Source organism: Glutamicibacter sp. BS14 (genome assembly GCF_056934375.1).
On the sequence record NZ_CM167801.1, the window covers coordinates 492808 to 509730 of the forward strand.

A 16923-nucleotide genomic window follows, 5' to 3' on the forward strand; every position below is an offset into this window, starting at 1 on the left:
GGGAAGAGGAATCATGAGTTGGAGCATTCACGGCAACGGCAGGACCATCACCCCAGGTGAGGTAGTTGCCCCGGATGAGCGGCTGCATTGGCCGCAGACCGTTTCCATCGGAGCCCAGCACATCCTGGCGATGTTCGGCGCCAGCATCCTGGTGCCAACCATCACCGGCTTCCCGGTCACCACGACCTTGCTGTTCACCGGCCTGGCCACCGTCATCTTCTTGCTGATGACCAGGAACAAGGTGCCCAGCTACCTCGGCTCGTCCTTTGCGATGATTGCCCCGGTCCTCTCGACCACCCAGTCGCACAGCATGTCCGGCGCGCTGGGCGGCATCGTGATGACCGGGGCCTTGCTGTTCGTTGTCGGGCTGATCGTGCAGAAGACCGGCACCGGCTGGATCCACGCCCTGATGCCGCCGGTGGTCATGGGCACCATCGTGGCGCTCATCGGCCTGAATTTGGCCAGCGCAACGCTGGTTCCCATGACCGAGTTCCCGCTGACCACTTTCCTCACGGTGATCTTTACCGTGGTCGCGACCGTTGCGTTCAAGGGCCTGCTGGGCCGGCTGTCGATCCTCATGGGACTTCTTTGCGGCTACCTTGTTGCACTGGCCCAGGGGCAGGTGAGTTTCAAGGCGGTTGCTGCCGCGGAGTGGATCGGACTGCCAGAATTCCACACCCCGACCTTCCACTTCGACACTGCGCTGATGTTCCTGCCTGCGGTGTTCGTGCTGATCGCCGAGAACATCGGCCATGTGCGCACCGTGGGCGTGATGACCAATCGCGACCTGTCGAAGTTCAACGGCCGTGCGCTGATGGCCGATGGCGCTGCCAGCGTGCTCGCCGGTTTCGGCGGCGGTTCGGCCACGACCACCTATGCCGAGAACATCGGCGTGATGGCCGCTTCGCGCGTGTACTCGACCGCGGCCTATTGGATCGCTGCGATTGTGGCCGTGGCCCTGGCCTTCCTGCCGAAGTTCGGCGCATTGATCGGCACCATTCCAGAAGGCGTGATCGGCGGCTTGGGCATCGTGCTCTACGGCATGATCGGCATCGTCGGCGCGCGCCTGTGGATCGAGGCGAAGGTGGATTTCGGCAACCCGATCAACTTGATGACCGCCGGCACCGGCCTGATTATCGCCATTGCGGTGACCAAGGAAATCGCTTTCGGCCAGCTCCAGCTGGGCGGCATCGCCCTGGGCTCGATCGCCACCTTGGTGGTCTTCCACCTGATGAGTATCGTCGCCAAGATGCGCGGCAACGATTTGGCGGACTCGCAGAAGCCTGCGGATAGCTAGCAAATAAATTCCCCGCAGGCCGGCATCGCGATAACTCGCAATGCCGGCCTGCTTTTTTGCCAAGAATTCGGGAGCTGGCCAGTCATGAAGCGGCGACGCGCACTGGGCCTCCCCCGGTCTTGAAGTAAGGACTCCTTCCAATTTGTGATCGATCTCCCATAAAAAATCGAGAAATCGGGATTCTGCGGCTCTCGAATCCGATAGCATGGCTCATTGTGACTGCGACTACATCAGACGGAAAACTCTCCGCGCGGCTCATCTTCATCGCCCTCGGGGCGGCATTGGGTGGGTTCGTTTTCGGATATGACTCATCAATCGTTAACGGCACCGTGGACGCTGTCGAGCACGAATTCGGGCTCAACGCGGTAACCATCGGATTCACCGTTTCCTGCGCCCTGCTCGGCGCAGCACTGGGAGCCTGGATAGCGGGTGTGGTCTCCGAACGCGTGGGACGCGTGCGCACCATGCTCTTCGCCTCCATCCTCCTGGCAGCATCAGCCATCGGCTGCGGCCTGTGCTTCGGCGTAGCCGACCTGATCATCTGGCGCATTGTCGGCGGCATCGGCGTGGGCTTCGCCTCGGTGATCGCCCCTGCCTACATTGCCGAAGTCTCCCCGGCCGCGCATCGCGGACGCCTGGGCACCATGCAGCAGATGGCCATCGTGCTGGGCATCTTCGTGGCCTTCCTGGTCAGCGCGCTGCTGGTCTTCGTCATGGGCTCGGCGGATGCCGTCGGCTTGTTCGGCCTGGCGGCCTGGCGCTGGATGTACCTGTCGCTGCTGGTTCCAGCAGTGCTCTACGGCCTGCTCTCGCTGCGCCTGCCCGAATCTCCCCGCTACCTGGTCGAGCGCGGCCGCTTCGTTGAAGCAGCTACCGTGCTGACCCGCGATATGGGCATGAACGCCGGCACGGATACCGAAAAGAAGATCGAAGAGATCCGCTCCACCGTGCACATCGAGCGCCGCCAGGTCTTCAAGGACCTGCTGGGCCGCTTCGGTTTCCACCCGCTGGTGTGGGTCGGCATCCTGCTCTCGGTCTTCCAGCAGTTCGTCGGCATCAACGTGATCTTCTACTACTCCACGACGCTGTGGAAGTCCGTCGGCTTTGCCGAATCGGATTCCTTCACGATTTCGCTGATCACCTCGGCGACCAACGTGCTGGCAACGATCGTGGCGGTGCTGCTGATCGACGTGCTGGGACGCAAGCTGCTGCTCACCATCGGCTCGGCCATCATGACCTTGTCGCTGGGCATGATGGCGGTAGCGTTCGCGCAGTCGGTCACCATCGACGGCGCCGTGTCGCTGCCGGGCAGCTGGGGCATCGTCGCCCTGGTCTCGGCCAACCTGTTCGTGGTCGGCTTCGGCGCCACCTGGGGTCCGGCCGTATGGGTATTGCTCGGCGAGATCTTCCCGAACTCGATCCGCGCCATGGCACTCGGAGTGGCAGCCTCGGCGCAGTGGATCGCCAACTTCGCCGTTTCCACCACCTTCCCGGCCCTCGCCGAGGCAGGCTTGGCATTGGCCTACGGCATCTACGCATTCTTCGCGCTGCTTTCCCTGATCTTCGTGATCTTCCTGGTCAAGGAAACCAAGGGGCGCCAACTCGAGGAGATGACCCTCTAGGCACCACCCGCAGGGCATTGCGGATTGCGCAAAGGAGGCAGGAACCAATATGGTTCCTGCCTCCTTTTGCGTGCCCGGATGCTTACCAGGCCTTGTTGGGCACATCCACGCCGACGTCGCTTTGCAGCGAGAGCACATGCTCCAAGCTTGGCCGCCCTTCCAGCGTCGGGCCCTGGCCGGCGAGCGCCACGCTGACTGTCTGCCCCGGCTGCAGATCCACCTGCTGGCCGCGCACCCAGATCGGACGGGAGAAGGCTCCGTGCAGGGTGAAATCAATGGCTTCAGCCCGCAAGCCCACGGAAATCCTCATGCCCCGCCACCCGAGGTTGAAGCGCAGGGCCCGCCATTTCTCCGGGAGCCGCGGATCAAAGCGCAGCTGGTCGTCATCGTCGCGCAGTCCCGCGAAGCCGTAGATCAGCGCCGACCAGACGCCACCGGTCGATGCCACATGCACGCCGTCAGCGGTATTGCCATGCAGGTTTTCCAGATCCACGTTCAGCGCGTGCTCGAAATACTCCCAGGCAAGATCGCGGTAGCCCACCTCGGCGGCGAGAATCGATTGCACTGTCGCCGACAGTGTCGAGTCGCCCGTAGTCAGCGGGTCATAGTAGTTGAAATCCGCAAGTTTCTGCTCGGCGGTGAAGTCGCTGGAACGCAGCCACAAAGCCAGCACCGCGTCGGCTTGCTTGATGACCTGGAAGCGGTAGATCACCAGCGGATGGTAGTGCAGCAGCAACGGCCGCTTATCCGCACCGGTATTGGCCAGGTCCCAGACTTCGCGGTTCAAGAAGTGCTCGTCCTGGGGGTGGATCCCGACCGTTTCGGAATACGGGATGTGCATGCAATCAGCGGCCTTGAGCCACAGGGCGATCTCCTCGTTTTCCAATGAGTGCCTGCTGGCCAGTTGCGCGAACTCGCGCGGATGCTCTTGGGCCATTTCGGCCAGCAGCTGGGCGCTGCGGCGCAAATTGAAGCGCGCCATGACATTGGTGTAGAGGTTGTCGTTGACTACCGCGGTGTACTCATCGGGCCCGGTGACCCCATGGATATGGAAGCGCTCATTGCCCTGCTCGCCACGCCAGAACCCCAGCGAGGCCCACATGCGCGCAGTTCCCACGAGGATTTCGGCGCCGCCGGCCAGCAGGAACTCGTCATCCTCCATGACCCCGAGGTACCGGTTGAGCGAATACACCACGTCGGCATTGATATGGTACTGCGCAGTGCCAGCCGGATAATAGGCGCTGGCTTCCTCGCCGTTAATCGTGCGCCATGGGAAGAGCAGGCCTTCCTCGTTCATGATCAGCGCCCGCCGGGTCGCTGCAGGAATCATCGAGACCCGGGCGCGGAGCGTGTTGCGCGCCCACTGCTGGTTCGTATAGGTCAAGAACGGCATCACATAGATTTCGGTATCCCAGAAATAGTGCCCGGAATAGCCGTTGCCGCTCACGCCCTTGGCGCTGATGCCCAGGCCGTCGGCACGTCCGGCAGCTTGGGCGAGCTGGAACAGGTTCCAGCGGATCTTGCGCTGCAGCTCGGGCTCATCGCTCTCCACCACCACATCGCTGCGGTCCCAGTAGTCGGCCATGAAACGGCGCTGGGTGCGGAAGTGCTCGTCAATCCCCAACGGCACCAGGTGCTCCAAGGCCCGCTCAGAACGCAAGAGCATCTCCTGGGCAGGATGGCGCCGCGAGGAGTGGTAGACCGCGTACTTGGAGACGCGCACGCCTTGCCCGGCTTCCAGCCTGGTGCTGATCACTTCATCCGCGCGGTCATCGTCCACCTGGCGGACCACGGACAGCTCCGCCTGCGCTCCGCCAGTGGTGGCCACCTCGTGCTCCACCATTGCTGCTACCGACATCCCGGATCCGAAGACCTGGTACGAGATGCCCAGCCGGGCGCCATCGCGGTGGGTGCCCGCCGGATGCAGCGGGTTGGCCCTGGCTTCCTCGCTCTTGCGCGGATCGGCAGGAACCCCGGCATCGGTTTCCTCCGGGGAAGCCACCTTCCGGCTGGAGCGGTACCCGATGACCGAAGACTGGATCAGCACCTGCGCCGGAGCATCGAGCAGGCGCACATGCACGTCCTGCAGCGCCACGTGGCGATCCGTGAAGGAAATCATTGAGCGGGCAGTGACGGCTACCCGGTGCCCCTCGGCAGTTCGCCACAGGGTGTGCGCGGTCAGCGTCCCGTCAAGGAAATCCAGGCGCAGCTCATCACGCAGCATCTCCGTGCGGCCGACTTCCAGGGCTTCGTCATTGATGAACACGCGCATGGTCCGGAAATCCGGGGCGCTGATCATGGTCTGCCCGGTTTCGGCCAGCCCGAAGGCGCTCTCGGCATGGCGGATTTCCCAGGTCTCATGCAGCCCGTTGATGAATGTGCCGCCTCCTTGGTCCCCCAGACCCAGTTGCGCAGCCCGTGCACCCAGAAAACCGTTGCCCAAGGAGAAAACGGTGTCTTCGGCGCCATCGCTGTCACGCTGGTTCCCGCGCCACAGCGACCAGGAGTCCTCTTCCCAGGCCTTGGCTGCTTGCTCGGAGACCAGTTCGGAAAGGTCATGAACCACAAAATGGGCCCCTGCATCCAGCAAGGCGGCCTCATTGCCTTCGCGGGCCACGCCGATGACTCCGAAGCCTCCGGCACGCGCTGCCCTCACCCCGCTGGTGGCATCCTCGATGACGGCGCATTCTTCCGGACGCCAACCCAGATCGGCGGCGGCAGCCAGGAACGTGTCCGGGGCTGGTTTTCCCGCCAGCCGGCGCGCAGCAGCTTCCTGGCCGCTCATCACCAATGGGAAGTGCTCGGCCAGTCCTGCGGCAGCCAGTACCACGCGGGCATTGCGCGAGGAGGACACCACCGCGACGTCCAGCCCGGCATCCAGCACCTGTTGCAGGTAGGCCACGGAGCCGGCATAGGGGTCGATCCCGTCGCGCTGCAGCACTTGGGTGAACTTTTCGTTCTTCATATTGCCCAGCGCGCAGATGCTGCCCTCCCCCGGCAGATCGCTTTCATCCCCGCGGGGCAAGCTGATGCCGCGGGATTCGAGGGTGGCCGCCACCGCGTCATAACGCGGACGGCCGTCAAGCAGGTTGAAATAGTCCTCGGAAGTGTATGGGGCCACGCCCGGGTGCTTGTCGAAAAAGGTGGTGAAAAGTTCTTCCCACGCCTTGCGATGCAGCAACGCGGTAGGAGTGATCACGCCATCCAGATCAAAGAGGACGGCCTTGTAATCACGATGTCGGTACTCAGGACGAAAAGCGTTCACAATCGAAATCCTTCGAAAGAGGAGCGAATTACTGGCCGTAGTCCTTACCGTAGCAACTGAACGCGCTTGCTTCGACATACTACGATAAGAATGTGGCTCAGTGGATAGATGTATGGAATAGCGAAGACTGGCGTGAGGCAACCGCCGAGTGGATCGATGCTGCGTGCGAGGCATATGGCATTCAACGCACCGCAGGACCGGATTTTTGGCCCGCAGATTTGCACCAGATCCAGGCGGCGGTTCAGACCGGTGCCGCAGATCTGATCTTCAGCGCCAACGCTCCGGGGCTGGCTTCGGAACCAGCGACCACGGTCGCTGCCGGCCAGCTGCTGCCCGATCGCGTGGTGATGCCACTGGCTATCGACCGGATCGCCGGCTACATGCTCAGCCCGGATTTCGGGCACACCCTGGCGGATCTGGGCGATTCGGTGGAGAACTGGGAGCTGGCCATGGCCTCGCTCGGTTCCTTCCAGGTCGCGCTGATGGGCCACGAGGAAGAATTCTTTGATTCCGGGGTCACCGTGGTGGACCCGCAGTTCCTGCCCGAGCAGTACGAGCAGGCGCTGATGATGCATGTGTCCCTGGACCCGGCACACCCGCTGTACCTGGATGGATCCATGGCGGACAAGATGGTTTCGCATCTCGATGAGTTGAGGAGGGCCACCGCTGCCCTTCATGCCGGTGCGGTGCCGTTGAGCATCGAGCACGGCAACTTCGATCTGTCGCAGGTGGTGGTTCCTGCCGAGGCCGGAGACCACGGCCGCATCCTGAATCTGTCCTCCGCGCACTGGGCTCACCCCTTCTCATCCCTGAACACGCCGCTGGCCGCCATGTGCGAAGCGTGGGATTGCGATACCGGTGATGAGCGCGTGATGAAGGTGCTTTTCGCGTACCTGGACCAGTTCTCTGCCTACGGCTCAGCAGATGAGCTGTACGACCTGATTAATCCAGCCTGCCTGGTTGCGCCGCTGTCGCAGCACGAGACCTGGTTGCGCCTGCTCCTGGATGCCAGCGACGAGCAACTGCAGGAGCACGCCGAGACCGTTTTGGGAACCCTGGATATCTCCTAGGGCCGCAGTTCAAGAGCCCAGAACCCTGGCCAGCAAGGCCGCGTCATCGCTCATGATGGCGTCGGCCTTGCGCTCCATCAGCAGCCGCATGGTCGGCTCGTCGTTGATGACCCAGACATGCACCTGGGCGCCGGCTCGGTGGACCGCCTTGATGAATCGACGGGTCGCTACCGGCAGCATGCCCTGGTTCAGCGGCACCTGGACCGCCCAGAAGCCTGCCAGCAGCCGCTTGGGAACCCAGCCCAGCAGGTGGGCGCACAGCCAGATGGCGACAATTTCCCGTTGACCCGGCGAGCGCCGTATCGGAGCGGAAAGCAGGTGGCCGACCGCGGCGCTGCGTGCCGTGGAGAAGGACGCGAGGGCAATTTGCCGATGGGCTTTCCTGCGCTCGATGAGCTCGGCCAGCGGGCCGATCACGTGCTCGTCCTTGACGTCCAGGTTCAGTGTGGCGTGCGGGAACGCATCGAGCAGTGCATCAAGCGTGCACAGCGGTTCCCCTCCGGCCCGCACCATTGCCAGCTGCTCGTCGGTGAAGTCGTTGAAATTCCCGCTCGCGTCGGTCACCCGGTCCAGGCTCTGGTCATGGAACAGGTAGACCGTGCCGTTGGCTGAGGCGTGCACATCCGATTCCAGATGGGTGATGCCCAGGTCTGCGGCGCGCTGGAAGGCTGCCAGCGTGTTTTCCTCGTTGCCCGTGCGTACGCCGCGGTGCGAAAAGGCGTAGGTCATTTCAGCAGGCCTTCAATGACCTGGGCTACGCCGTCATCGGCCAGCGAGGGTGCACGGAAGCGGGCGGAGGCCAGCGCCATGGGGTGTCCGGAGGACATCGCGTAGCCGTGGCCGGCGTATTCGAGCATTTCGATGTCGTTGGGCATGTCGCCGAAGGCCATCACTTCAGCTGCGGCAATTCCCAGGCGCTGGCAGTATTCATGCAGCGTGGTGGCCTTGTGGATATCCACATGCGCCATTTCCAATAGGGAAACGTCGAAGGCGGAGTGGGTCACCGATACCAGTTCTGCCAGCTGCGGCTCAACCGAGGAATAGAACTTGTCTATCGGCAGGTGCTGGGAGCGGGCAAGGAATTTCACGATGCCCTCGGAATCAATTGACTCGCTAGTCAGATCCAGGACTGCCTGCACCCCGAAGTTGTGGTGGCGGTCGGCAAAGCCTTCACCCAGGTGCAGCCCCTTGGTGGTCTCGGCAGCGAAGGACGCGCGCGGTTCCAGCTCCAGGATGATTTCGCTCGCCCGCCGCGCGGTAGCCGCGCTGAGCGTGCGCGACCAGATCACTTCGTCTTGTTCCAGGTCGTAGAGCACCGCGCCATTGGAGCAGATGACCGTGCCCATCCCGCCGAAGGCTTCAATGATCGGGCTCAGCCAGCGGAAGGGGCGTCCGGTGACAAAGACGATCTGGATGCCAGCGTCGCGGGCTTGGATGAAGGCACGTTGGGTGCGTTCGGAGATGGTGCCGTCCTTGGCGACAATGGTGCCGTCGAGGTCCGAGGCGATCAGCTTGATCATCTACAGCTCCTCGCGGCGTGGCGGGTTCGCCCCGGCACGCTGCACGGTCACCGCGGCGGCCAGGGCCGCGAATTCCAGGGCTCGCGAAAGCTCCGCAATCTGCAGCTGGTTCAGCTTTTCGCGGTTGGCCGCGCCAATCAGTCCATGTTCGGCCAGCCAGCACAGCAGCGCGGCGGTGAAGGTATCGCCGGCACCCACGGTATCGGTGACTTCCACCGACGGCGCAGTGAATTCGGCGTCGCCGGCGCGAACGACGCCCCAGGACCCGCGCGAGCCTGCGGTGGACACCACGATCGCCGGACCCATGTCCAGCCAGGCACGGGCCGAGTCCTGGACCGAGCGCATCGGGTACAGCCACTTCAGGTCGATGCCGGAGACCCGCACCACGTCGGCCTGGCCGACGAATCGCTCGACCTCGGCCACGGTCTGCGAATGGTTGGTGACCAGCGACGGGCGCAGGTTCGGGTCGTAGCTGATGGTGGCATGGGTGCGCGCGGCCGAAAGCAGCGGCAGCAGTTCTCCGGGGCTGAACAGGGTGGCGATGGAGCCGGTGTGCACCAGCTCGGCATCCTGGGCCAGCTCCGGCCCGATGGTCGGCATCTGCCAGTAGGCGTTGAACGCGAAGGCCGCGCCGCCGGCCGGGTCGAGGATGCCATGGGCAATGACGGTGGCCTGGTCATCGGCTCCGCCCAGGTATGCCACGTTGTTGTCCTTGAGGTAATCCTCGATCTTGCGGCCCTTGTCATCGGCGCCCCAGCGGGAAATCAAGGTTCCCGGGTACCCCAGGCGGGAGAGCGCAACCGCGACGTTCAACGGGCTGCCGCCAACGAACTCCTGGGCTGGGGCAATGCCGGAGGCCAGGACGTCAACGAGGGCCTCGCCGATCACGGTCGGGTTCATGCTGCTCCTTCAGTAGTGCAGTGGGGACAGGGCACGCACGCAGGCAGCCCATTGGCTGCTGTGCGGATCGATCCAGGTGTAGTGGTCGCCCGCGAACAGCGAGAAGCTGTGCTCCTGTCCGAGCGCAGCCGCTTTCTGGGCTGCGATACGGGCAATTCTTACCGGAACATCGCCATCGTCCCGTCCATGAAAGATTACGACACGGGCATGCATTGGCCATAATTCCACCGGATTGCAGGCGCCCAATGGCGCGCCTGCGAGCATCTCGTCCACTGCGCTGCCGCTGAGCTTCAGGCGCTGCGCCGTTTCAAGGTCCAGGACCCCGGCCTGGCTGATCACCTGGGAGACCCGTGCATCATGGGCGGCCAGCACGCAGGCCAATTGCGCTCCGGCTGAATGGCCGATCAGCGTGATCGGCCCTTCTTCCTTGACCAGGCCCAGCGCGAGCCGGGCATCGGCCAGCATTTTCGCCGCGCTGCCCGGCCCACGCCGGTATTCGAGGTTGTAGGCAGGGATCCCGCGGGCGGCGAGATCCTCTGCCAGGGGCACGCCGAGGCTAGCGGTGTACTTTTCACGCCAGTATCCGCCGTGGATGATCATCACCGCTCCGCGAGCGGTGGTGCGTTCCGGCTCGTAGAACTGGACCTGCTGGTCCGGGTGCGCCCCGTAGTGCATGGTCGGCGCCCCGGCTAGTTGCCCGGGAAGACCGCGGCGCGCTTTTCGACGAAGGCGGCACGGCCTTCCACCGAGTCGGCGGTTCCGAAGGCCTGCTGGAAGGACTGTGCTTCAACCAGCAGGGCGTCATGGGTGTTCAGCGCGTCCATGTCCACCATCGCGGCCTTGGCATTGCCAACGGCCGTCGGTGCCACCTTCGCGATCTCCTCGATGGTGGCCACGGCCTGGTCAATCAGTTCCCCGGCCGGGACAACGCGGTTGGCCAGGCCAATGCGCAATGCTTCCTCGGACTTGATGCGGCGGCCGGTGAAAACCAATTCACGGGCCATCGCGTTGCCGACACGTCGCGGCAGGCGCACCATGCCGCCAAAGCCGGGCACCAGCCCGAGGTTGACCTCCGGCTGCCCAAAGCTGGCCGTCTCGGAAGCGTAGATGAAATCGCAAGCCAGGGCGAGTTCGCAGCCGCCGCCCAGGGCGAAGCCGTTGACTGCGGCGATCACTGGAACCTGCAGCTTCTCCAGGCGTTCGGTGACCGCGTGCATCTGGCGCCCGTAGGCCAGCGCCGCCGCCGGGTCCATTTCGCGCAGCTGCACGATATTGGCGCCGGCGACAAAGGACTTCTCGCCGGCACCGGTGAGGATCACGCCGCGGTATTCATAGCCGGTGGCCTCGAACCAGTCCAGGAAGGCTTCAAGGTCGTTGACGACCTCTTTTGCCAACGCGTTCAGCGACTTCGGCTGGTTGACGGTCAGGATGAGGGCCGAGCCCTGGGTGCTCAGGCTGAGGGTATCGAATTGCTTCATACCCCTAACTCTCTCACGTAACGCGCGTCACGTATTGGATTGTCAGCGGTGCTTGCGTGGCTTTGCCTTGGCACCCTGCGGCTTCTTGGATGAGCTCTTGGCCTGCTGTTTTGCCTTGGCTTGGGCTTTCGCCTTGGCCTTCTTCTGCTCATTGACGCGCTTGGCCTTCTGCTCCTGCTTGCGCACCGAAGTCTGGCGCGATGAGCTGGCGGTACGTCCGCGCACAATGCCGATGAATTCTTCGAGCAAGGCGGTGTCTTCGGTGGCGGTAGGCCAGGCGATGCCCACCTGGGTTGGCGAACCGTCTTCAATGAAGCGCACCACCACGTCCTTGCGGGCGAAGAGCCGGGCAATGGACTGCGTGGTGCGCAGCACCTGGGCGCCGGAAGCGACAACTTCCATCGCTACCGGAATGCCGCCCACGGATTCCGGGTAGTCGGCCAAGTCGAGTTGCGGGAAGGACTCTACGGTCTCCAGCGGAACGGATTCTTCGAAGTACTCCACGTCGTGGTCTTTGCCCGCGCAGACCACTTCGAGTTCCTCGTAAAGCGGGATGACGTGGCGCGTTGCGTCCTTGGGCGAGTCGCCGCGATAGCGCACGAATACTGCGTCAGCCTCGCCATTGGCCAGCAGATCCAGGATTTCCCCCTCATCCAGGCGCCAGGCTTTCAGCTCGATGGCAGGATAGCGTTCCTGGAAGCGGTCCATCCATTTGCCGGGGGTGACGCCGGTTGCGTAGGCGATTCGAAGTTTCTGCACGGGTTAAGCCTACGCTCTGCCGGGTTAAATGGCGCAGGCGGGCACCGGTGAACCGGTGCCCGCCTGCGTCCGCGCAAGCCGGGGAGGCCTACTTGTCGGTCTTGACGACCAGAACGTCGCATGGTGCCGAGTGGGCCACCGAGGAAGCTACCGAACCGAGCACGCGGCCCAGGCCCTTCATGCCCACGTTGCCGACAACGATCATCGAAGCCTTGCGGTCCTCGGCGTCGGAGATCAGCACGTCACCTGGCTTGCCGTGGCCGGCAGCAGCGGTGATCTTGACGCCTGGCACAGCGTTCTTCACGTCGTTGGCTACGCGCTGGGCGAGCTTGCGGGCCTGCTCTGCGTCATCCAGGATCCAGGTATCGGAACCGATGGAAACGACCTCGGTGTTATCCGAAGCGTGAGCGGTGATGACCACCAGGTCAGCGTCGAGCTTGACGGCGAGTTCTGCAGCGCGGCGGGCTGCGCGCTGTGCGGTTTCGGAACCGTCTACGCCTACGATGATGGTTTCAGACATATTGTTCTCCTTATATGAGTGATGCATTAAGTGATGGGTAACACTTTATGGCCTTCAGGCCACTTTAGCCTGTAAAAAGTCCACGGCGCGCTGCCATGCGATGGCAGCCTGTTCGGGATCGTAGTTGCCGGCAGGGTTCTCGTCGTTGTGGAATGCGTGATCGGCGTCGTAGTAGAAGTACTGGACTTCCGCGCCTGATTCCTGGCGAATCTGCTCTTCCTGAGCCTTCGCCTGAGCCGGCGAGTACATCTGGTCCAGGTTCGCGTAGTGGCCCTGGATGGCCGCGCGGACTCCGGAAAAATCGTTGGGCACACCCTGGCCGACGCCATAGAAAGGCACGGCCGCGGCAATTTTCCCGCCTTGCTGGGCAGCCATCTGCAGCACGAAACCGCCACCCATGCAGAAGCCGATGACGCCCAGCTTCTCGCTGGTGACGTGCTCATTGGCCAGCAGGTAGTCCACGGCACCGCTCAATAGCTGGGCCCCGGCGGCTTCCGGGAGCTGGGACATCATCTGCCCGGCTTCTTCACCGTCGTGGGTGATCCAGCCTCCATAGAGGTCCGGAGCCAGAGCCACGAAGCCCTGCGCGGCCAGCCGGTCGGCAACGTCGCGGATATGGTCGGTCAGACCCCACCATTCCTGGATCACGATGACCCCAGGGCCCTTGCCGGACTCCGGCAAGGCGAGATAGCCATGCGCTTGCGCGCCTGAAGAAGGGAAAGTCACGTTCTCGTGCGGGGTTTTGTCCGCCATGGTGCCTCCTGCTCTGCGTGTGTCTCCAGTTTATGCAGGTCTGGACGCCATTGGCATTGACCTGCCCCACATTGCGCCAAAGTTGTTCTATTTTCCGAGCGTGACCTCGCCGATACGTTCCAGCGCATCGACCACCAGATTCCAGAAGCCTTCGTGATCCAGGTCCACCGCCACGGAAGTATTGCAGTCGGCGGAAGCCGGCGCGCGGAAGTCCGTGACGGTCATCCCCAAGGTCAGCTCGCCACGCAGCTCAACGCTGACCGGGGCCTTGACAGTGCGAACGATATCCGGGTCGATCACGTAGGCCACGGCGCATGGGTCATGCACCGGCGGTGCATCGAAGCCCTGGTGGTCTCGGTAGGCCCGGGCGAAGAAGTCCATCAGCTCGCGCACGAAGGTCGATGGGCCGGTGCCGATCTTCTCGATGCGTTCAACCACCTCGGAGGTGGCCAACGCCTGGTGGGTCAGGTCCAATCCGACCATCACCACCGGCCAGGCCTCGTTGAAGACGATGTGCGCAGCTTCAGGATCGATCTTGATATTGAATTCTGCCACCGCCGACCAGTTGCCGGTGTGGTAGCCGCCGCCCATCAGCACCACTTCGCGCACGCGTTCAACGATGCGCGGTTCCTTCCGGGCCGCCAAAGCGATATTGGTCAATGCGCCGGTGGGCACCAAGGTGATTTCGCCGGGTTCATGGCTCATCACCAGGTCGATGAGGACGTCCACGGCGTGGCGCCCATCGAGTTCGATGCCCGGCTCCGGCTGGGCCGGCCCGTCCATCCCGGAATCCCCGTGGACGTCTCCCGCGGTTTCCACTTCGCGCACCAGCGGACGGGCGCAGCCGGCCGCGAAGGGAATGCCGGTAATGCCGGCGATGGTACCCACGGCCAGCGCGTTGGCAGTGACCTTATCCAGGGTCTGGTTGCCGGCCACGGTGGTCACGGCCAGCAGGTCGATCTTGGGATTGCCATGGGCAAGAATCATTGCCACGGCGTCATCATGACCCGGGTCGCAGTCCAAAATGATCTTGCGCGGGGCATTGCTGTCCTGGGTCATGGCTTCTTCCTTCGCTCTGCCAGCTGGTGGCCGGTAGCTAAGTCGTGGGGGCGGATAGGCATCCTTTGATAATTCTTTCGCGTCCCCATGCTATCGTCAAGCGCTTAACGCAAAGCTGTCGCGTGTCACAACTCCGACTACGATGGAGCCATGAAGAATGGTGAGAAGTCCGGCAACTCGCGCGCTCCACGCCGCGTGACCGCAGCGATGGTAGCCGAACACGCCGGCGTTTCCACCGCAACGGTCTCTCTTGTTGCCAACGGGAAGTCGGCGGGCCGGGTCTCGGCCGCGAATGAGCAGCGCGTGCGTGAATCAATTCGCGAATTGGGCTACTTCGTCGACAGCATCGGCAGCTCGCTGGCCAAGGGCGTCAGTTCGCTGGTGGTCCTGGTGGCCCCGGATATCTCCAACCCCTTCTTTGCCAAGGTGATCGCTGGCGTGCGCTCGGTATTGGCTAGCGACTACCAGCTCCTACTCTCGGTCACGGATGCCGGCGTCTCCCCCAGCGCCAGCGAAACGAGGAAGATCATGGGCCTCCGTCCGGCCGGGCTGCTGGTCCATGCCCCAAGCCAGGATTTCCTCGAGGAAATTTCGAGCAACCTCCCGCTGGTGGCCCTGGATGCCCCGGGCATCGATCCATCGATTCCTGCCGTGAATATGGACGTCGCCCAGGGAGCGCGGGAAGTCGTAGCCCATTTCGCTGCACAGGGACACACCAAGGCCGCCTACCTGGATGCCAGCACCGGCACCGAGACCCTGGCAGTGCGCCGCGAGGCCTTCCTGGCGGCGGCAAGGGAGTACGGCATCGAAGTGCTGCCATCTTCTGTTGCCAACTCGATGATCGACGTCACTGAGGCTTCAGCAGCCTTTGGCCAGCATTGGCCCAAGTGGCATGAATCGGGCGTGACCGCACTGGGCTGCGCAACCGATAACCACGCTTTCGGCGTGCTGCATGCTTCGCGCCTGCTTGGTATCCGCATTCCGCAGCAGCTTGCGGTGGCCGGATTCGACGACCTTCCCTACTCGGCGACGTCCAGCCCTTCCATCACTTCCGTGCAGCTCAACGCCCAGGAAGGCGGGCGCCAGGCCGCATTGAAGCTGCGCGCGCTGCTCGATGGAAAAACCCCTGACCCACTGCAGACAATGCTGCCCAGTTCGTTGATTGTCCGCGGATCGACGCTGGGCAACAAAGGAGACTAGCCGGTGAACATGCATAAATGGCCTGCCAAGGTCACTGCCGCCATCGCCCTGCTGATTGCTTTGGGCCTGATCGTCATGTCCAGCGGAGTGCTGGGCCTCATTACCGGCCCGGCAACCCCACCGGGCACCGGCATCGAATCCGCCGCGCGCAGCTGGGTGCTACTGGATTAGCTTTCCGCTCTTCGAAACTTCGGGATCGGTACATGAGGACAAATCGAAGCAGCACGGCCGGCGCTTGCCATCACGCAGCTTGGAAATACTGGCCTCCACTCGGCGTTCGCGCGTGGAAGGGTTCTTGGTCGCACCGATCCAGCGTACCCATTCCCAGCGGGCCATGGCAGTGAGCCCTGCCCACATCTCATCCAGATCCCCAGCCTCGCCCAGGGCACTGGCCAGGTCCTGCGGAATGCCTGTTTCCGGCCAAGTTCGGGCGACCCGGGCGGTCAATTCCACTTGATCCCCCGCCTCGGCCAACAGCTGGGGCGCGCCCTGTCCATCGAGGGCCAACCAGTGGCCTCGGCGCCCGTCGGGATCTATCACGACCACGTGGCCTTCATGCGCCTGGAGAAGTTCCACCGCAACCTGTCCGCGGCTTGGCAATTTGTCGCTGGATTCCTGGTCGAGCCTGATTATCTTCCGATCGTTGACCAGATCTGCAGTTCCATTCAGTTCGAATATCTCATTGGATGCCGCCATGGGAATTCCCCTTCTCCGTTGTCCAAGGGCAGTCTATGGCACGGCGGCATTGCGCTTCCACGTGGCTAGACTGCTGTTATGACCCAACCTCCGCTGCTCGTTAGTTCCTGCCTGGCCGGCATCCCTTGCCGCTACAACGGCAAGGCGAAGACAAACCCTGCCATCGTCGAGGCCGTGGCACGAGGAGAAGCCGTTGCGGCCTGCGCTGAGGAATTGGGTGAGCTCCCTACTCCGCGTCCGCCAGCGGAGATTGTCGGTGGCGATGGCCACGACGTGCTGGAAGGCCGGGCCTGCGTGATCGACATCAACGGCGAGGACATCAGCGGGCAGTTCATAGCTGGTGCCCAGAAGGTTTCGGATCTAGTCCAGCACCAGAGAATCACCGAGGCGATCCTGCAGGATCGCAGCCCCTCGTGCGGCTGCGGCACCATCTACGATGGCTCGCACACCGGAAAACTCGTTGCAGGCGATGGCGTACTGGCCGCCCTGCTCAAGCGCCGGGGCGTCAATGTCAGCGCGCCACCGGCAAACTGACACACCCTGCAAGATAACGATTCAGTTGCTCTTTTAAACAAAAAAATAACCCTCGATCCGAAGATCAAGGGTTATTTTCCATTTGTGCGCGAGGGGGGACTTGAACCCCCACGACCTTGCGATCACTGGCACCTGAAGCCAGCGCGTCTACCAATTCCGCCACTCGCGCATATTCTGTTTTCGTTGCCATCGTTCTTTGCAACAAGAAATAGCTTACACACTCATTTTCCGTTCACCTAATCGAAACCCT

Annotated in this window: 17 protein-coding genes and 1 tRNA gene; 6 read left to right on the forward strand and 12 right to left on the reverse strand. The window is 63.1% G+C overall.

The annotated features are described in order from the left end of the window. Positions 1 to 13 precede the first annotated feature (13 nt). Positions 14 to 1297, forward strand: a complete 1284-nt coding sequence (locus tag AC1Z36_RS02370; RefSeq protein WP_105658654.1) for a uracil-xanthine permease family protein — start codon at positions 14 to 16, stop codon at positions 1295 to 1297. 215 nt (positions 1298 to 1512) lie between these two features. Beyond that, complete coding sequence (locus AC1Z36_RS02375) at positions 1513 to 2919, forward strand: sugar porter family MFS transporter (RefSeq protein ID WP_133833735.1); 1407 nt, start codon at positions 1513 to 1515, stop codon at positions 2917 to 2919. A gap of 82 nt (positions 2920 to 3001) precedes the next feature. Here AC1Z36_RS02375 and AC1Z36_RS02380 read toward each other — a convergent pair whose 3' ends face one another. Beyond that, positions 3002 to 6184 (reverse strand): HAD-IA family hydrolase, encoded by a 3183-nt coding sequence (locus AC1Z36_RS02380; RefSeq protein WP_483561619.1) that lies wholly within the window; start codon positions 6182 to 6184, stop codon positions 3002 to 3004. 92 nt (positions 6185 to 6276) lie between these two features. On the opposite strand from AC1Z36_RS02380, the gene AC1Z36_RS02385 reads away from it, so the two are divergent. Beyond that, positions 6277 to 7254 carry a hypothetical protein gene (locus tag AC1Z36_RS02385; protein ID WP_105658657.1) on the forward strand — a complete coding sequence of 326 codons (978 nt, stop codon included), beginning with the start codon at positions 6277 to 6279 and terminating at the stop codon, positions 7252 to 7254. 9 nt (positions 7255 to 7263) lie between these two features. Here the strand turns inward: AC1Z36_RS02385 and AC1Z36_RS02390 are convergent, their stop codons facing one another. From AC1Z36_RS02390 to uriH, 9 genes are all read right to left on the reverse strand, one after another. Next, a complete protein-coding gene (locus AC1Z36_RS02390) occupies positions 7264 to 7983 on the reverse strand; it encodes a glycerophosphodiester phosphodiesterase family protein (protein WP_105658658.1) in 720 nt (239 codons plus the stop codon). Further along, positions 7980 to 8774: an HAD family hydrolase gene (locus AC1Z36_RS02395; protein ID WP_105662188.1), complete on the reverse strand. Its 795-nt coding sequence runs from the start codon at positions 8772 to 8774 to the stop codon at positions 7980 to 7982. Before AC1Z36_RS02395 ends, AC1Z36_RS02390 begins: the two co-directional genes overlap by 4 nt. Continuing rightward, positions 8775 to 9674 carry a PfkB family carbohydrate kinase gene (locus tag AC1Z36_RS02400; RefSeq protein WP_359189306.1) on the reverse strand — a complete coding sequence of 300 codons (900 nt, stop codon included), beginning with the start codon at positions 9672 to 9674 and terminating at the stop codon, positions 8775 to 8777. It abuts the gene before it with no gap. Positions 9675 to 9683: 9 nt separating this feature from the next. Next, positions 9684 to 10349: an alpha/beta hydrolase gene (locus AC1Z36_RS02405; protein ID WP_332503170.1), complete on the reverse strand. Its 666-nt coding sequence runs from the start codon at positions 10347 to 10349 to the stop codon at positions 9684 to 9686. 14 nt (positions 10350 to 10363) lie between these two features. Continuing rightward, positions 10364 to 11152: an enoyl-CoA hydratase/isomerase family protein gene (locus AC1Z36_RS02410; RefSeq protein ID WP_105662190.1), complete on the reverse strand. Its 789-nt coding sequence runs from the start codon at positions 11150 to 11152 to the stop codon at positions 10364 to 10366. Positions 11153 to 11194: 42 nt separating this feature from the next. After that, complete coding sequence (locus AC1Z36_RS02415; protein ID WP_359189300.1) at positions 11195 to 11911, reverse strand: LysR family transcriptional regulator substrate-binding protein; 717 nt, start codon at positions 11909 to 11911, stop codon at positions 11195 to 11197. A gap of 88 nt (positions 11912 to 11999) precedes the next feature. Beyond that, positions 12000 to 12431 (reverse strand): universal stress protein, encoded by a 432-nt coding sequence (locus AC1Z36_RS02420; protein ID WP_038992696.1) that lies wholly within the window; start codon positions 12429 to 12431, stop codon positions 12000 to 12002. Between the two features lie 54 nt (positions 12432 to 12485). Beyond that, on the reverse strand, positions 12486 to 13184 hold the full coding sequence (locus AC1Z36_RS02425) for a dienelactone hydrolase family protein (RefSeq protein WP_483561620.1): 699 nt from the start codon (positions 13182 to 13184) through the stop codon (positions 12486 to 12488). An 87-nt stretch (positions 13185 to 13271) separates the two neighbouring features. Next, the gene (uriH, locus tag AC1Z36_RS02430; RefSeq protein ID WP_105658665.1) at positions 13272 to 14243 is read right to left on the reverse strand and encodes a uridine-preferring nucleoside hydrolase UriH; all 972 of its coding nucleotides are present in this window, start codon (positions 14241 to 14243) and stop codon (positions 13272 to 13274) included. Positions 14244 to 14393: 150 nt separating this feature from the next. On the opposite strand from uriH, the gene AC1Z36_RS02435 reads away from it, so the two are divergent. Both AC1Z36_RS02435 and AC1Z36_RS02440 read left to right on the forward strand, forming a co-directional pair. Further along, entirely contained in the window at positions 14394 to 15443 is a 1050-nt protein-coding gene (locus tag AC1Z36_RS02435) for a LacI family DNA-binding transcriptional regulator (RefSeq protein WP_483561621.1), read from the forward strand. Between the two features lie 3 nt (positions 15444 to 15446). After that, positions 15447 to 15614: a hypothetical protein gene (locus AC1Z36_RS02440; RefSeq protein ID WP_166650740.1), complete on the forward strand. Its 168-nt coding sequence runs from the start codon at positions 15447 to 15449 to the stop codon at positions 15612 to 15614. Here the strand turns inward: AC1Z36_RS02440 and AC1Z36_RS02445 are convergent. Continuing rightward, positions 15603 to 16139: a YdeI/OmpD-associated family protein gene (locus tag AC1Z36_RS02445; protein ID WP_402735394.1), complete on the reverse strand. Its 537-nt coding sequence runs from the start codon at positions 16137 to 16139 to the stop codon at positions 15603 to 15605. The genes AC1Z36_RS02440 and AC1Z36_RS02445 overlap by 12 nt on opposite strands. 78 nt (positions 16140 to 16217) lie before the next feature. Between AC1Z36_RS02445 and AC1Z36_RS02450 the strand changes: the two genes are divergently transcribed. Continuing rightward, positions 16218 to 16673 (forward strand): 2-thiouracil desulfurase family protein, encoded by a 456-nt coding sequence (locus AC1Z36_RS02450; RefSeq protein ID WP_483561622.1) that lies wholly within the window; start codon positions 16218 to 16220, stop codon positions 16671 to 16673. Between the two features lie 85 nt (positions 16674 to 16758). Here AC1Z36_RS02450 and AC1Z36_RS02455 read toward each other — a convergent pair. Next, positions 16759 to 16842, reverse strand: a tRNA-Leu gene (locus AC1Z36_RS02455). Positions 16843 to 16923: the final 81 nt, after the last annotated feature.

What these genes read in the sequence shown, in the direction of transcription:
- AC1Z36_RS02370 (WP_105658654.1), top strand. Translation starts at nt 14, where the DNA reads ATGAGTTGGAGCATTCACGGCAACGGCAGGACCATCACCCCAGGTGAG.
- AC1Z36_RS02390 (WP_105658658.1), bottom strand. Translation starts at nt 7,983, where the DNA reads ATGACCTACGCCTTTTCGCACCGCGGCGTACGCACGGGCAACGAGGAA.
- AC1Z36_RS02395 (WP_105662188.1), bottom strand. Translation starts at nt 8,774, where the DNA reads ATGATCAAGCTGATCGCCTCGGACCTCGACGGCACCATTGTCGCCAAG.
- AC1Z36_RS02400 (WP_359189306.1), bottom strand. Translation starts at nt 9,674, where the DNA reads ATGAACCCGACCGTGATCGGCGAGGCCCTCGTTGACGTCCTGGCCTCC.
- AC1Z36_RS02405 (WP_332503170.1), bottom strand. Translation starts at nt 10,349, where the DNA reads ATGCACTACGGGGCGCACCCGGACCAGCAGGTCCAGTTCTACGAGCCG.
- AC1Z36_RS02410 (WP_105662190.1), bottom strand. Translation starts at nt 11,152, where the DNA reads ATGAAGCAATTCGATACCCTCAGCCTGAGCACCCAGGGCTCGGCCCTC.
- AC1Z36_RS02420 (WP_038992696.1), bottom strand. Translation starts at nt 12,431, where the DNA reads ATGTCTGAAACCATCATCGTAGGCGTAGACGGTTCCGAAACCGCACAG.
- AC1Z36_RS02425 (WP_483561620.1), bottom strand. Translation starts at nt 13,184, where the DNA reads ATGGCGGACAAAACCCCGCACGAGAACGTGACTTTCCCTTCTTCAGGC.
- uriH (WP_105658665.1), bottom strand. Translation starts at nt 14,243, where the DNA reads ATGACCCAGGACAGCAATGCCCCGCGCAAGATCATTTTGGACTGCGAC.
- AC1Z36_RS02435 (WP_483561621.1), top strand. Translation starts at nt 14,394, where the DNA reads ATGAAGAATGGTGAGAAGTCCGGCAACTCGCGCGCTCCACGCCGCGTG.
- AC1Z36_RS02445 (WP_402735394.1), bottom strand. Translation starts at nt 16,139, where the DNA reads ATGGCGGCATCCAATGAGATATTCGAACTGAATGGAACTGCAGATCTG.
- AC1Z36_RS02450 (WP_483561622.1), top strand. Translation starts at nt 16,218, where the DNA reads ATGACCCAACCTCCGCTGCTCGTTAGTTCCTGCCTGGCCGGCATCCCT.